This is a genomic window from Pseudomonas sp. HMSC08G10 (assembly GCF_001808425.1).
Taxonomy (GTDB): Bacteria; Pseudomonadota; Gammaproteobacteria; order Pseudomonadales; family Pseudomonadaceae; genus Aquipseudomonas; species Aquipseudomonas guariconensis.
This window is the reverse complement of record NZ_KV793329.1, coordinates 1-15563: the sequence shown is the minus strand read 5'-3', so window position 1 is coordinate 15563 and position 15563 is coordinate 1. Positions and strand designations below refer to the sequence as shown.

The 15563-nt window shown below is 65.5% G+C and carries 11 protein-coding genes; 9 read left to right on the top strand and 2 right to left on the bottom strand.

The window, feature by feature from the left end; translation table 11 throughout:
* Nucleotides 1–167: 167 nt before the first annotated feature.
* From HMPREF3173_RS19710 to HMPREF3173_RS19695, 4 genes are read left to right on the top strand one after another with little or no spacing between them, the layout of a single operon-like run.
* On the top strand, nucleotides 168–2081 hold the full coding sequence (locus tag HMPREF3173_RS19710; protein ID WP_070575862.1) for a sigma-54-dependent Fis family transcriptional regulator: 1914 nt from the start codon (nucleotides 168–170) through the stop codon (nucleotides 2079–2081).
* A gap of 1 nt (nucleotide 2082) precedes the next feature.
* On the top strand, nucleotides 2083–3816 hold the full coding sequence (locus HMPREF3173_RS19705) for an ABC transporter ATP-binding protein (RefSeq protein ID WP_070575860.1): 1734 nt from the start codon (nucleotides 2083–2085) through the stop codon (nucleotides 3814–3816).
* A complete protein-coding gene (locus HMPREF3173_RS19700; protein ID WP_070575858.1) occupies nucleotides 3806–4483 on the top strand; it encodes a subtilisin-like serine protease QhpE in 678 nt (225 codons plus the stop codon). Before HMPREF3173_RS19705 ends, HMPREF3173_RS19700 begins: the two co-directional genes overlap by 11 nt.
* Nucleotides 4476–5774 (top strand): flavin-dependent monooxygenase QhpG, encoded by a 1299-nt coding sequence (locus HMPREF3173_RS19695; protein WP_070575856.1) that lies wholly within the window; start codon nucleotides 4476–4478, stop codon nucleotides 5772–5774. Before HMPREF3173_RS19700 ends, HMPREF3173_RS19695 begins: the two co-directional genes overlap by 8 nt.
* Nucleotides 5775–5832: 58 nt before the next feature.
* Here HMPREF3173_RS19695 and HMPREF3173_RS19690 read toward each other — a convergent pair whose 3' ends face one another.
* Both HMPREF3173_RS19690 and HMPREF3173_RS19685 read right to left on the bottom strand, forming a co-directional pair.
* Nucleotides 5833–7146, bottom strand: a complete 1314-nt coding sequence (locus tag HMPREF3173_RS19690; protein WP_070575851.1) for an alginate export family protein — start codon at nucleotides 7144–7146, stop codon at nucleotides 5833–5835.
* Between the two features lie 116 nt (nucleotides 7147–7262).
* Entirely contained in the window at nucleotides 7263–8756 is a 1494-nt protein-coding gene (locus HMPREF3173_RS19685) for an aldehyde dehydrogenase family protein (protein WP_070575848.1), read from the bottom strand.
* A gap of 435 nt (nucleotides 8757–9191) precedes the next feature.
* Between HMPREF3173_RS19685 and peaA the strand changes: the two genes are divergently transcribed.
* From peaA to HMPREF3173_RS19660, 5 genes are all read left to right on the top strand, one after another.
* Entirely contained in the window at nucleotides 9192–10757 is a 1566-nt protein-coding gene (peaA, locus tag HMPREF3173_RS19680; RefSeq protein WP_070575845.1) for a quinohemoprotein amine dehydrogenase subunit alpha, read from the top strand.
* A 58-nt stretch (nucleotides 10758–10815) separates the two neighbouring features.
* A complete protein-coding gene (gene peaB / locus HMPREF3173_RS19675; RefSeq protein ID WP_043214468.1) occupies nucleotides 10816–12246 on the top strand; it encodes a quinohemoprotein amine dehydrogenase maturation protein in 1431 nt (476 codons plus the stop codon).
* 1 nt (nucleotide 12247) lies between these two features.
* On the top strand, nucleotides 12248–12571 hold the full coding sequence (qhpC, locus tag HMPREF3173_RS19670) for a quinohemoprotein amine dehydrogenase subunit gamma (RefSeq protein WP_043214471.1): 324 nt from the start codon (nucleotides 12248–12250) through the stop codon (nucleotides 12569–12571).
* Between the two features lie 32 nt (nucleotides 12572–12603).
* Nucleotides 12604–13725, top strand: a complete 1122-nt coding sequence (peaD, locus tag HMPREF3173_RS19665; protein ID WP_070575842.1) for a quinohemoprotein amine dehydrogenase subunit beta — start codon at nucleotides 12604–12606, stop codon at nucleotides 13723–13725.
* Nucleotides 13726–13800: 75 nt separating this feature from the next.
* A complete protein-coding gene (locus tag HMPREF3173_RS19660) occupies nucleotides 13801–15471 on the top strand; it encodes a fatty acid CoA ligase family protein (protein ID WP_070575839.1) in 1671 nt (556 codons plus the stop codon).
* Nucleotides 15472–15563: the final 92 nt, after the last annotated feature.

Here is a 15563-nt window from a genome sequence, read left to right as displayed (position 1 = left end):
GGGCGGGTTTATCCGCGATAAGGGTGTGAACGGGGAGTCAGTGCCTTTACGTAAACGTAAGCTTTATGCCAACCTCCACCTCAACCGGATGACGGCCTGGGTATTCTGACGCACACTGCAACAAGTCCCGGAGCCCTTCCCCTGTGGGGGCACAGCTGGAGTAAACGATGGCGCGACAATACCCAATAACAAACGCCTCCGACCCTTTGCAGGAATCCCGCCAGGCCCGGCTCAAGCTGGCCCACGAGGGCGAACTGCCCTCCGGGATGCTGCGCGAGGAGATCGATGCTTCCTGGCGCCGCAGTCTCGGCCATGGCCTGGACTGCCTGCAGGACGAACAGGTGGGCCTGGGCACCCGGCAGGGGCTCGACCTGCGCTCGTTGCTCGAACACAACCGCCTGCTGATCGACGCGGTCGCCCCGGAGCTCGATTACTTGGTCAAGCGCCAGGGCAAGAGCGGCATCGTCATCCTCGGTGACGCCCAGGCCAACGTCCTGGCCATCGAGGGGCAGACCCATGTGCTCGGCCGCGAAGGCCTGCGCGATCTGCACCCGGGCAGTTGCTGGAGCGAGGCGCTACGCGGCACCAATGCCATCGGCACGGCGGTAGTCGAAGGACGACCGACCCTGATCAACTGCGGCGAACACTACCTGGACCGGCTCAGCCCGTTCTCGTGCACCTCGGTCCCGTTGCGTGACCCGCGTGGCGATGTGATCGGCGTGCTGGACATCACCCGCGAAGGGGTGATGACGCAACCCCAGGACAACCTCTCCACGCTCATGCTCGCCGCCGGCAACATCGAAAGCCGGCTGTTTGGCCTGTGCCACCCCGAGCATCTGGTGCTGGCATTCCACAGCCGCCCGCAATACCTCACCAGCGCCTGGCAGGGGCTGTTGGCCCTGAGCCTGGACGGCGAAGTGCTGGCGGCCAACGACAACGCCTGCCAACTGTTGCAGGTCTCACGTCAGGCGCTGATCGGTCGGCGCAGCAGCGACCTGCTCGGCGAGCGCTCACCGGCGTTCATCGCCCGCTTGTGGCAGGGCGGTGTGAGTAGTGTGCAGACCGCCAAGGGCGAGTTCTTCTTCCGCGCCTTGCAACTGCCGCGTCACGGCAACCTCAGCGTCAGCGTAGCGCCCGGCAGGGCGTCTGCCTCGAACCAATCCCCAGCCCTGCAAGCCCTGGCCGGTGGCGATGCGCGTCTGGCCCGGGGCCTGCGCATGGCGCGTCAGGGCCTGGTCAATGGCCTGCCCGTGCTGCTGCTGGGCGAGACGGGCACTGGCAAGGAAGTGGCCGCCCGTGCCTTGCACCAGGCCAGCCCGCGCGCGGACAAACCCTTCGTTGCCGTCAACTGCGCGGCGATCCCTGAAGGCCTGATCGAGTCCGAACTGTTCGGTTACCGGGAGGGCGCCTTCACCGGCTCGCGCCGGGGCGGCATGGTCGGACGCCTGATGCAGGCCCACGGCGGCACCTTGTTCCTCGACGAAATCGGCGACATGCCCCTGGCCCTGCAGGCCCGTCTGCTGCGGGTGTTGCAGGAACGCCGCGTGGCGCCCTTGGGGGCTGGCGAAGAGCAGGAGATCGACGTGGCGTTGATTTGCGCCACCCACCGCGACCTCAAACGCCTGGTGGCCGAACAGCATTTTCGCGAGGACCTGTACTACCGGGTCAACGGCGTCTCCCTGCGCCTGCCGGCGCTGCGCGAGCGGGACGATCTGGCGAGCATCGTCGAAGGCCTGCTGGACAAGTTCGGCGCCAAGGGCGTGACCCTCGACCCGGCCTTGGCCGAGCTGCTCGAGGGCTTCGACTGGCCGGGCAACATCCGCCAGCTGGAAATGGTGCTGCGTACCGCCCTGGCCATGCGCGAAGAAGGTGAGCAGGTGCTGAGCCTTGAGCACCTCACCGACTGCCTGCTGGACGAGCTGGCCAGCGGCGCGGCACCCTCCGGCAGCTTGCGCGAAAACGAACTGGAACTGATCCGTGGGGCCCTGACCCGGCACCAGGGCAATGTCTCGGCCGCCGCCGAAGCCCTGGGCATCAGCCGGGCCACGCTGTACCGCAAGCTCAAGCAACTGCGCAGTTGACATGGGCGGCCTGTTCGCACGGCTGGTGGAAACCAGCGACCCGCAACTGATGCGCCAGGCCCTGGCCTGGTTGTACAGCTTCGTGCGCCCGCACCGGCGGGCCATCGCCATGCTGCTGGGGTTGTCGTTGTGCGCATCGCTGTTGGCCCTGGCCCAGCCTTGGCTGGTCAAGACCCTGATCGACGAGGGTCTGTTGGCGCGCGATTACACGACCCTCTGGCACATGGCTGCGGTGATGATCCTGGCCGGCGTGCTCGGCACGCTGCTGGCGGGCATCAACCGCTACCTGCACACGCGCTTGTCGGGGCGCATCCTGTTTGCCCTGCGCGATGACCTCTATCGGCATTTGCAGCAGCTCTCGCCGACGTTCTACGGGCGTCGGCGTACCGGCGATATCCTCTCCCGGCTCGACGGCGATGTCGCCGAGATCCAACGCTTTGCCGTGGACTCGCTGTTCTCGGCGGTGTCCAGTGTGATCGGCTTGCTCGGCGCGTTGGCATTGATGCTGATGCTCTCCTGGCAACTGTCGCTGTTGCTGGCGTTGTTGATTCCCATCGAAGTGCTGTGGTTGCGCTGGATGCGGCGCAAGGTCGAGCGCGAGGTGCGCAGCCTGCGCGAGCGTTCGACGGATGTGTCGTCGTTTCTGGTCGAAACCTTGCCGGCCATGAAGTTCATCCAGGCGGCGGGCCAGCAAGCCCGCGAGGCCAGGCGCCTGGAGCAGCTCGGCCAGGGCTACATGGGCCAGTTGCTCAAAGTCCAGGTCACCGAGTTCTTCACCCAGGCGGTGCCCGGGACGCTGACCTCCCTGTGCCGCGCCTGTGCGTTTCTGGTCGGCGGCTGGTGGGTGATCCAGGGCACTTGGCAGTTGGGCGCCCTGATCGCCTTTTCCACCTACCTGGGGATGGCGGTGGGGCCGGTGCAGAGCCTGCTGGGCCTGTACGTGGCGGTGCAGCGCATGGCGGTGAGCCTGGGCAGGGTGATGGAACTCAAGCAGGAACCGCTGGCGGTGCACGCGGCCCAGACGCCCAAGCCCATGCCCGATGGCCCGGGTGAGCTGCGTCTGGAGCAGGTGGCTTTCGCCCACGAAGGACGCCAGGGTGCGGTGCTGCAGGAGGTGAACCTGTGTATACCGGGCGGGCTGAAGGTTGCCATCAGCGGCGCCTCGGGCGTGGGCAAATCGACCCTGATCGACCTGCTGCAACGCTTTTACGACCCCGATGCCGGGCGCATCCTGTTGGACGGCACGGACCTGCGCGAGCTGGACCTGCAGGCGCTGCGCCGACGTATCGCCGTGGTCAGCCAGGACATCGTGCTGTTTCGTGGCACCTTGGCGCAGAACCTGGCCTACAGCACGCCCGAGGCCAGTCTGGCCGATCTTGAGCGCGTGGTGCGTCTGACCCAGCTCCAGAGCCTGGTGCAAAGCTTGCCGCTGGGCCTGGATGGCCTGCTCGGCGAGCGTGGCCAACAGTTGTCCGGCGGGCAGAAGCAACGCATCGCCATTGCCCGCGCGCTGCTACAGGACCCTGCGATCCTGGTGCTCGACGAGGCCACCTCGGCGGTGGACGAAGCCACCGAACGTGAAGTCATCGCGGCCATCGACCAGCTGTTCGCCGGCCGCACTCGCATCCTCATCAGCCACCGTGCCTCGACCCTCGCCGATGCCGACCTGCACCTGCAGGTGCAGGATGGCCAACTCAAGGTCAGGCCCCAGGAGGTTGCCGGCCATGGCCACTGAACTGCGCATTGGCGTGATCGACAGCGGCTGCTCGCCCGAGCAGGCCGCGACGTTGGTGGCGGCACGGCGCTTTCGGCTCGAAGAAGGTGTGCTGTGCGAAGGGGAGCCGGTGCCCGACCACCTGGGACATGGCAGTGCGGTGTTGGCCCGCTTGCAATCGGAGGCAGGCCAGTTGCCGACGCTGATGGCCCAGGTCTTCGATCGACAGTGGAGCACCAGCGCCCTGCAGGTCGCCGGGGCATTGCTCTGGCTGGTGGAAGAGGGCGCGACCCTGGTCAACCTGAGCCTCGGCCTGCATCAGGACCGACCTGTGCTGCGCCAGGCCTGCGCAGAGGCACAGGCGGCAGGCGTGCTGCTGTGCGCCTCAAGCCCCGCCCGGGGTGGACCGGTGTATCCGGCCAGCTATCCTGGCGTGCTGCGGATCACCGGCGATGCGCGCTGTGCGCCAGGGCAGTGGTCCTGGCTGGGCAGCGGCCAGGCCGACCTTGGCGGTTATGTCGGCGGGCAGGGCATGGCCGGTGCGAGCCTGGCCTGCGCGGCCTTGAGCGGGCGGATAGCGCGCCTGCTGGAGCAACACCCGGACATGGATCATCCGCGGTTGCTGGCGCACCTGCGCGACGCTGCCGCTTTCACCGGCCCTGAGCGCAGAGGCGCCTACAATGGCTGACCCGCGCATCCTCGTACTGGGCGCAGGCCCTGCGGGCGCGGCCACGGCCCTGGGCCTGCGGCGCCTCGGCTACGCCGTCACGGTCGTCTCGGACTGGCGTCGTTTCGCCGCGGTCGAGGGGATCTCCGAGCGGGTGCTGGAGGGGCTGCGCCATGCCGGTCTGGGCAGGGCGCTGGGCGAGGCGGTGAGCCTGGCGAAGCGCCAAGTGCTCTGGAATGGCGAGCATCTGCGACTGAATCAGGAATACTTGCTCGACCGCCCAGCGTTCGACCGTGCCTTGCGTGGCGATCTGCTGCGGGCAGGCGTGACCGTGATCGAAGGCCGGGTGCGCGAGCTCCTGCACGAGGACGGGCACCAGGTACGGCTGGAAAATGGCCAGGTTTTGCGGGCCGATTTTCTGGTGGAAGGCCGTGGCCGCCAGGCACCGCTGGCGGCTGACCGATCACGCGGTCCGGAAACCGTCAGCCTGCTCAACCGCTGGCAGGGTGCGCCCGGGGAACCGGCATCGGCGGTGCAGAGCCTGGACGACGGCTGGGCCTGGATGGCACGCCTGGCTGATGGGCAGTGCTACTGGCAGATCACGCTCGATGCCGGTGCGGCAAGCCTGCCGGGCAAGGCCGCGCTGCCAGCGTACTGTGCCGCGCGGCGTCGGCAGTCGACGCTGGTGGCACAGCTATTCGACGAGCAGGCGTTGCTGCCTTGCCAGGTGCATGCCCGCAGCAGCACAGCGATCCTGGCAGGCGAGTGTGTGGGCAATGATTGGATCCGGGTGGGCGATGCGGCCATGGCCGTGGACCCGCTGTCGGGCAATGGCATCTTCCAGTCGCTATCGTCAGCGCTGCAGGCACCGGTGGTGATCAATACCTTGTTGCGCCGGCCCGAGCGCGCCGTCTTGGCGCGGCAGTTCCACCAAGCGCGGGTCGAGCAACTGTTCTTGCGCTTTGCCCGCATCGGACGGGACTTCTACGCCCAGGAGCAGGGCCGTGCCGAGCACACGTTCTGGGCCCGGCGCCGCGCGTGGCCGGACGCTCAGCCGATGCACGCCGAGCCGCACTGGCAGGCTGTGCAGGTGGCGCGCCGACCGGTGCTGCGCGACGGCCTGGTGGAGGAGGCCGAGGTGGTCGTGACTCGGGACCAGCCATTGGGGATCTGGCACCTGCAGGGGGTCGAACTGGCACCGGTGGTGCGGGCCGTGCAGGCGGGCGAGGCGTTGCAGTCGGTACTGGCCGGGATGGCTGTGGAGCAGCAGGGGATGGTGCGGCGGTGGTTGGCCGAGCAAGGGTATCGGTGAGAGCGTTGAGGCCCATCGCAGGCGAAGCTGCGATGGGCCGCTCAGCAGCTGCGCGTTGCTAGAAGAAGGTCCCGACCAGCAGTTGCAGGTAGGTTCCGGTATCCCGCCCACCCAACTGTACGCCGCCGTCACTGGCGCTGCGCTCAGGTTTGTAGAACCCCACCAGAGGGCTGATCAAGAGATGGTCATTGACCATCCATTCCACATACAGGTCCAGTTCACGCCCGCCCAGATTGCCCTGGTCGGTATCGAGGGTATCGAAGTCGAAATACAGTGCGCCCAGGGTCAGGCTTTCCCGTGGCTTGGCCTTGAACCCCACGTGATGCACCTGGGTGTTGCTGTTGAATGGCCCGGCATAGTTGGCCGCCACCTCGCCCTGGAACCAGGTGCCATAGCCGCGGCTGGCGCCATAGAACAGCGGGTCGAAGTCCTCGGAGAAGCGGCTGTAGCGGTAGGTGGCCGTCGGCGACCAGGGCACGTCGGAGAAGGTCCAGTTGCCTTCCAGGTACCAGGCGTCCTCGCGCTCACCGGTACGGTCCTGGGTGACGTATTCCGCCGCCAGTTCCAAGTCTTTCACACCTAGGCTGCCGCGCCCGCGCAGGCTGTAGGTGTCCATGCCGTCGCGGTGCTCCAGGCCCATGATCTGGGCATAGCGACGGTCGACGTCCAGCCCGCGGATCCAGCTCACGCCAAGGGTACCTGCGTCGGCGACATGCTCCAGGTTGGTCACGGCCAGGGAGGTGTCCGCCTGGTAGTGGTTGTCGGACTTGAGCCACATCAGATCGCCTCGCCAGCCCTGGCTGCCACCCAGGCGCAGCACGGCGGTACGGTCGAAGGCCTTGCGTGCGGCCAGGTAATACGCGCCACCTCGGTCGAAGTTGGCGCCCAGATCGACGTTGCCGAGATTGACCGGGTCGCCCTGGATCAGGAAACCATCGCCCAACGTCACTACCTGGCGTCCGCCGGAGACATCGATACCATCTTCGCCCAAGGCCGGGAACAGGGTACCCGAGCGCCAGCCCAGGTAAGCGTCCTCGACGGCGGTGCGGCGCTCATCGCCCAAGGACAACCCGGCAGCATCGCCATCGCCCCAGGTCGCGGAACTGAGCAGGCTGAAGGCGCCATACAGCGTGCCGGTGCCGGCCAGCGCCTGGCTACCGCTGAGCCCATACTTGACGTAGCCCTCGCGCCAGGCGCTGCTGCCCGGCTGGCGGTTGCCGGCCTGGTTGAAGCTTTCATCACTGTGGAAGATACCGAACAGCGCCTCGAGGTCGGCGTTCAGGACGGTGCCGTCCTGGTTGTAGAGTTCGTGGGCCTGGGTCAGAGGGGCGGCGGCCAGCAGGGCCAACGTGCAGGCGAGTGTGTGCCTCATGGTGTGCTCCATGTTTGTTTTTGTTGTGTGTGTTACCTGCTCCGGCCTGTTCGCGGGGTTCACACAAACCCCGTGGGAGCGGGTTTACCCGCGAACAGACCGCAACGGCGTGCGCGTCAGAGCTTGATCAGCACCGACTTGAGCTCGGTGTAGTGCTCGATGGCATTGGCCCCCATCTCGCGACCGACTCCAGAGAGCTTGTAGCCGCCGAAGGGCAGGGATGGGTCCAGGGCGCTGTGGCAGTTGACCCACACCGAGCCGGACTTGATGCGCGGAATCATCCGGTGCACCGCGCCCAGGTCGTTGGACCAGATGCTCGCGCCCAGCCCGTAGGGGTTGTCGTTGGCCAGGCGCACCACTTCGTCGATGTCGTCGAAGGGCATGGCCACCAGCACGGGCCCGAAGATCTCCTCCTGCACCAGGCGATGGCGTTGGTCGACATCGACGATCACCGTCGGCTTGACGAAGTAGCCTGGCCCGAAGCCCTCGCCGCCGCAGGCAATGGTGGCGCCCAGCTCACGGCCGAGTTCGATGTAGCCGGTAACCCGATCCTGTTGCTTGGCCGAAATCAGCGGGCCCATCTGCACCGACGGGTCCAGGCCATTGCCCAGCTTCATGCCATTGGCAATGCCGGCGATGTCGGCGACCACATTGTCGAAATGCTTGCGGTGCACATACAGACGCGAGCCGGCGCAGCACACCTGGCCCTGGTTGAAGAAGATCGCCGTGGCGGCGCCGGCAGCGGCCTCCTGCAGGTTGGCGTCGGGCATGACGATGGTCGGCGATTTGCCGCCCAGCTCCAGGGTAACCCGGGTCATGTTGTCCATGGCCGCCTTGCCGATCTGTTTGCCGACTTCGGTGGAGCCGGTAAAGGTCAGTTTGTCCACCCCAGGATGGCTGCTGAGGGCGGCGCCAGCGTTAAGGCCGGTGCCGGTGACCACGTTGAAGACCCCGGCCGGATAGCCGGCTTCCTCCACCAGTTCGGCAAGCTTGAGCGCGGTCAGTGGGGTTTCGTCGGCGGGCTTGAGCACCAAGGTGCAACCGGTCGCCAAGGCCGGGCCGAGTTTCCAGCAGGCCAGCAGCAGCGGGAAGTTCCAGGCCACGATGGCGCCGACCACGCCCACCGCCTCGCGGCGGATGAAACCGTGGAACTGCTCGTTCGGCATCAAAGGCAGGGACGGCTCGACCGTGCTGCCTTCGATCTTGGTCGCCCAACCGGCCATGTAGCGCAAAAAATCGATGGCCAGCTGCACGTCCATCACCTGGGCCACGGCAGCGCTCTTGCCGTTGTTCAGGCACTCGAGCTCGGCCAATACCTGGGCGTCGCGCTCCATCAGGTCGGCCAGGCGCCACAGCAGGTTCTGCCGCTCCCGCGGGCGCAGGCGGCTCCAGGGCGAGTCGTCGAAGGCCTGGCGCGCGGCTTTGACTGCGCGGTCCACATCCTGCGGGTCGGCTGAGGGCACATCCCCCAGTACCTCGCCAGTGGCCGGGTTGCGAAAACTCATGGTCCGTCCGCTGGCGGCGTCCTGCCAATCGGCGCCGATGCGCATTTTCAGCTTGCGCTCGAGAAACGCACGGGTGGCAGGGAGGAGGGGCAGTTCGCAATGCATGGTTCGGTGCCTCTTGTCATGGGAGTGTGGAGGCACCTGCGCAATGGCCGTGCCAAGGCCGGGCGGGTGCGGCAATGGCCTTGAATGACAGGGGTTTGGTAATGGGTGGAGGTCCACTGCCAAGGGCTATGCTGTTGCACATTGAGACGGGGTGAGACGGTGCTGAAACAGTGGGAACGGGTCGGGCGCTTCGCGGGTTTGGCCCCGCGAAGCGCCCGACGCCAGAGCTGTGTCTCACACTGAAACAGCCTGTCGCGAAATGGGACGTTCCGGTTCGCCGGTGGCTATATGAAACCCAAGGAAAAAATCAATCAACGTATTGAAAACAAAGGCTTTTGTGGAGGCTGGCACACTTTCTGTATCAGCCCTCGTCACATGCACCAGCGGTATCAGAGCGTGCGATAACGATAAGAACAACACCGTGGAGGTCTGACCTTGAAGACGACTCGACTCCGGCGGCATGCGGGCAAACTGGCGCTGGTCGCCGCCGCACTGCTGAGCACCCAGGCCATGGCGGCCGAGCAGGGCCCGAGCCTGTTGCAATCGAAGTGCATGGGGTGCCACATCCCCGAAGGTAACGACAGTTACAGCCGCATCAGTCACCAGCGCAAGACCCCCGAAGGCTGGCTGATGAGCATTGCGCGCATGCAGGTGATGCATGGGCTGCAGATCAGCGACGATGACCGTCGCACATTGGTCAAGTACCTGGCGGACAAGCAAGGTCTGGCACCCAGCGAGACCGAAGGCGTGCGTTACGCCATGGAGCGCCGGCTCAATACCGTCGAGCATTTCGACGACCAGACCAGCCAGATGTGCGGCCGTTGCCACTCCGGTGCCCGCGTCGCCTTGCAGCGTCGCCCGGCCCAGGAGTGGGAACACCTGGTCAACTTCCACCTCGGCCAATGGCCATCCCTCGAATACCAAGCCCAGGCCCGCGACCGCGACTGGCTGGACATCGCGCTCAAGCAGATGGTCCCGGACCTGGCCAAGCGTTACCCCCTCGACAACCCGGCCTGGACCCAATGGCTCAAGACCCGGCCCAAGGCCGATGCCTTGCCGGGCCAGTGGGCCTTCAGCGGGCACATGCTGGCCAAGGGCGATGTGCGCGGTGTGATGAGCGTGACTGCCGACAAGGACGACACCTTCAAGGTCGAGGTCAAGGGCACCTACGCCGACGGTACGCCGTTCAACGGTAGCGGCTCGGCGATTCTCTACAACGGCTACGAGTGGCGCGGCACTGTGAAGGTCGGCGACAGCAACTTGCGTCAGGTGTTCGCCGCACTCGATGGCGAGATGAAAGGCCGCATGTTCGAGGCCGAGCACGACGAGCGTGGCCTGGACTTCAGCGCGGTGAAGGAGGGCAAGGCACGCCTGCTGGCGGTGCAGCCGGCGTTCATCAAGGCGGGCAGCGAAAGCGAGATCACCCTGGTCGGCAGCGGCCTGGCCGGCAAGCCGGTATTGGGCGCCGGGGTCGAGGTGACCGAGGTGCTGGAGTCCACGCCGACGCAGGTGCGGGTCAAGGCACGGGCTGCGGCCGATGCCGCGCCGGGTCAGCGCGAGGTGGCCATCGGCGCGCTCAAGGGCGTGAATCTGGCGGTGTACGACAAGGTCGAGGAGGTCAAGGTGGTCCCGGCCTTCTCCATCGCCCGTATCGGTGAGAACGGCGGCTCCACGCCAAAGGTCCAAGGCCGCTTCGAGGCCGAGGCCTGGGGCAAGGACGCCAGTGGCCAGCCACTGCGTATCGGCTACCTGCCGGCCAAGTGGAAGGTCGAGCCATACAACGAGCGCGCCGTGGAGGATGAGGACGTGAAGTTCGCAGGCCAGATGCAACCTGACGGCATCTTCATGCCGGCCGGTGCCGGCCCCAACCCCGAGCGCAAGATGATGACCAACAACGCCGGCAACCTGAAGGTCATCGCCGAACTCGAAGACGGCGGCCAGAAGGGCGAAGGCCACATGATCGTCACCGTGCAGCGCTGGAACAACCCACCGTTGCCATGACGGGCGGTTGTCGCGCGTGCCATCCAAGAACGGGCTGAAGAATCATCGAGAGGTCGCCATGGGCGCACTATTGAACCTGGTCGAACGCAACCTGCACGAGGTGCGGGTGGATGCCGACCGCATGCTCTTTCATATCCCCAGCAGTTCGCTGTTCGCCGCCGACGCGGTGACCGGCGACATCATCGACACCCTGCGCCAACAGGGCTGCTCGGCCGAGGAGCTGGTACAGCGCCTGGGCCAGCGCTTCGCCGGCCAGGACGTCGAAGACACGCTGCGCGAGCTGATCGCCTTGGAGCTGGTCAGCGACGGCTCGCCACTGACGCCGGAGATCGCCCTGCGCAAGGTCGAGCGCACGGCGCTCAACACTGTGGTGCTCAACGTCAATACCGGCTGCAACCTCAGCTGCACCTACTGCTACAAAGAAGACCTGGACAAACCCTCGGCCGGCAAGAAGATGAGCGCCGCCACCGCCGAGGCCTCGGTGGAGATGCTGCTCAAGGAATCGCCCGACGAGCAGCGCTACAGCGTGGTGTTCTTCGGCGGCGAGCCGCTGTCCAACCGGCCGCTGATCGAGCACATGGTCGCCTACTGCGAGCGGCGTTTCGCCGAGGCGGGCAAGCAGGTCGAGTTCATCATGACCACCAACGCCACGCTGCTGACCGAAGAGATCGTCGACTGGCTCAACGCCCATCGTTTTGGCCTCTCGGTGAGCATCGACGGACCCAAGACCGTGCACGACCGCAACCGCATCACCGTGGGCGGGCAGGGCACCTATGACGTGGTGCGGCGCAAGGTCGACATGCTGCTGTCGCGCTACCACAGCCGGCCGGTGGGTGCGCGGGTGACCCTGACCCGTGGCATCACCGATGTGGAGACCATCTGGAACCACCTGTTCAATGAGCTGGGGTTCGCCGAAGTGGGTTTTGCCCCGGTCACCTCCGGCGACATGGCCAGCTTCAACCTGACCGGCGAGGAGCTGGTGCAGGTCTTCGCGAACATGAAAGCCCTCGGGCAGCGCTACCTGGAGGCGGCACTGGAGCATCGCAATATCGGTTTTTCCAACCTGCATCAGCTGATCACCGATATCCACGAGGGCCACAAGAAGGCCCTGCCGTGTGGCGCCGGCTTGAAGATGCTGGCCGTGGATCATGAAGGCGAGCTCAACCTCTGCCATCGCTTCACCGGCTCCAGCCTGCCCACCTTCGGCAATGTGCACCAAGGCGTGAAGCAGGCGCAGCTCAATGATTTTCTGTCCCAGCGCCTGGACCGCAGCGGCACCGGTTGCGACAGCTGCCGTATCCGCAACCTGTGCTCCGGTGGCTGCTACCACGAAAGCTATGCGCGCTATGGCGACCCCACCCACCCGACCTATCACTACTGCGAACTGATGCGCGACTGGGTGGACTTCGGCATCGAGGTCTACAGCCGCATCATGGCCGCCAATCCGGCCTTCATCGATCGCTACATCACTCCGCGGAAGGCGCACTGACATGAAGCACTTGAAGCCCCTGAACAACAAGGCCCGCATCCTTGAGCAGGCCGCCGCCGAAGACCGTGTGGAAGAGGTCGTGGCCATGAGCGCGGTGGCAGGCTGCACCGCCACCACCGACCCGGGCTGGGAAGTGGACGCCTTTGGCGGCGTCAGCTCCCTCTGCCAGCCGATGGAGGCGGACCTGTATGGCTGCTCCGACCCGTGCTGGTGGCCTGCCCAGGTGCCGGACATGATGAGCACCTACCAGGACTGGAACGCCCAGGCCACCAACTCGATGGAAGACTGGCGCAACCTGGGCACCGTATTCCCGAAAGACAAGTGACCGGCCAGACAAGAACAACAAGGGGAAACCGCATGAAACCTGGATTCTGCGCACAGCTCGCGCTCACCGCCGCCGTCTGTGCCGGCGCCTGGACGGCCCAGGCCGCTGACACCGGGCCCGCCCTCAAGGCCGGCCACGAGTACCTGATCGCCACCAACTACCCGAACAACCTGCACGTGGTGGACGTGGCCAGCGACACGCTCTACAAGACCTGCCGCATGCCTGATGCCTTCGGTCCCGGCACGGCGATGATGGCGCCGGACAAGCGCACCGCCTATGTGTTGAACAACCATTTCGGCGACATCTACGGCATCGACCTGGACACCTGTGGCACCACCTTCCACGCCAACCTGTCCAACGTGCCAGGGGAGGTGGGGCGCTCGATGTTTTCCTTCGCCATCAGCCCCGACGGCAAGGAAGTGTATGCCACGGTCAACCCGACCCAGCGCCTGAACGACCACTACGTGGTCAAGCCGCCGCGCCTTGAGGTGTTCCGCACCGCTGATGGGCTCAATGCCAAGCCGGTTCGCCACTTCCCCATGCCGCGCCAGGTCTACCTGATGCGCGCCGGCGACGACGGCAGCCTGTACGTGGCCGGGGCGGACATCTACAAGATGGACGTGAACACCGGCAAGTACGAGGTGGCCTTGCCCCTGCGCAACTGGAGCCGCCCAGGCTACAGCGCGCCGGACGTGCTGTACTTCTGGCCGCACCAGACTGGCCGTCACGAGTTCTCGATGCTCTACACCGTGGCCAAGTTCAAGGACGCCAAGCAGGACCCGAACGAGGCCGCGCTGCTGTATGGCTACCTGAGCGTGGACCTGAAAACTGGCAAGACCCATACCCAGGAGTTCGCCGACCTCACCGAGCTGTACTTCACCGGCCTGCGCTCGCCCAAGGACCCCAACCAGATGTACGGCGTGCTCAATCGCCTGGCCCGCTATGACATCAAGGAGCGCAAGCTGATCCAGGCTGCGAATTTGGACCACACTTACTATTGCGTAGCGTTCGACCGTGCTGGCAGCAAGCTGTACTTGGCCGGGACCTTCAACGACATCGCGGTGTTCGACCCGCAGACGATGAAGAAGGTGAAGAACATCAAGCTGCCTGGCGGGGACATGGCGATCACCACCACCCAGGTGTTCGTCCGCTAGGTCGGTGTGGGCTTCTTCGCGGGTTTACCCGCGAAGAGGCCGATCGGTAAACGCCAGCACAACAAGAGAACCCCCATGCCTCAGCCAAGCTACTCCCAGGGCAGCCCGGACAAGGCCTTGCTCACTCACTGTATCGGCGATGCCTTCGACGCCACCGTCGCGCGCTTCCCTGATCGCGACGCCCTGATCGTTCGTCACCAAGGGCTGCGCTACACCTGGCGTGAGCTGGCCGAGTCCGTCGACCGCCACGCTCGTGCATTGATGGCCCTGGGTGTACAGGCCGGCGATCGTCTGGGCATCTGGGCACCGAACTGCGCCCAGTGGTGCATCACCCAGTTCGCCAGTGCCAAAGTCGGGGCCATCCTGGTCAACATCAATCCGGCTTATCGCAGCAGCGAACTGGACTATGCGCTGGGGCAGGCTGGTTGCCGCTGGGTGATCTGCGCAGGTGCCTTCAAGACCTCCGACTACCACGCCATGCTGCTGAGCCTGGTGCCGGGGCTGCAGGGCAGCCGCCCAGGTGAGCTGCACTGCGAGCGCTTGCCTGAGTTGCGCGGGGTCATCAGCCTGGCCAAGGAACCGCCGGCGGGCTTTCTCGCCTGGGATGACCTGCAGGCCCGCGCCGATGAAGTCAGCGCGCAGGCGTTGGCCGAGCGCCAGGCGCAGTTGCAGCCGAATGATCCGATCAACATCCAGTACACCTCTGGCACCACCGGTTTCCCCAAAGGGGCGACCCTGAGCCACCAGAACATTCTCAACAACGGCTACATGGTCGGCGAAAGCCTGGGCCTGACCGAGCACGACCGCCTGGTGGTGCCGGTGCCGCTGTATCACTGTTTCGGCATGGTCATGGCCAACCTGGGCTGCCTCACCCACGGTAGCACCCTGATCTACCCCAACGACGCCTTCGACCCGCTGGCCACCCTGCGTGCGGTGGCCGAGGAACATGCCACCGCGCTCTATGGGGTGCCGACGATGTTCATCGCCGAGCTCGATCATCCTCAGCGCGATGAATTCGACCTCTCCAGCCTGCGCACCGGCATCATGGCGGGCGCCACCTGCCCGATCGAGGTGATGCGCCGGGTGATCGACGAGATGCACATGGCCGAGGTGCAGATCGCCTATGGCATGACCGAGACCAGCCCGGTGTCGCTGCAGACCGGCCCGGACGATGAGCTGGAACTGCGCGTGACCACGGTGGGCCGCACCCAGCCTCGGCTGGAGAACAAGATCATCGACGCCGAAGGCGCCACCGTGCCCCGAGGGGAGATCGGCGAGCTGTGCACCCGCGGCTACAGCGTGATGCTCGGTTACTGGAACAACCCCAAGGCCACTGCCGAGAGCATCGACGCCGAGGGCTGGATGCACACCGGTGACCTGGCGGTAATGGACGAGCATGGGTATGTGCGCATCGTCGGGCGTAGCAAGGACATGATCATTCGTGGCGGCGAAAACATTTATCCGCGCGAGTTGGAGGAGTTCTTCTTCACCCATCCGGCGGTAGCCGATGTGCAGGTGATCGGTATTCCGTGTAGCAAGTATGGCGAGGAGATCGTGGCTTGGATTCGCTTGCATCCTGGGCATGTCGCCAGCGAAGAGGAACTGCGCGAGTGGGCCAAGGCTCGCGTCGCGCACTTCAAGGTGCCGCGTTACTTCCGCTTCGTGGAGGAGTTTCCGATGACGGTGACGGGGAAGGTGCAGAAGTTTCGGATGCGGGAGATCAGTATCGAGGCGTTGAAAGGGTAGGTTTGGGCTTTTTTGGTTGTGTCCATTTTTTTGTGGTGGCACGGCTGACGCTTTCCGCCTTTACGGCGGGTTACTTTGGTCTTGGCCAAAGT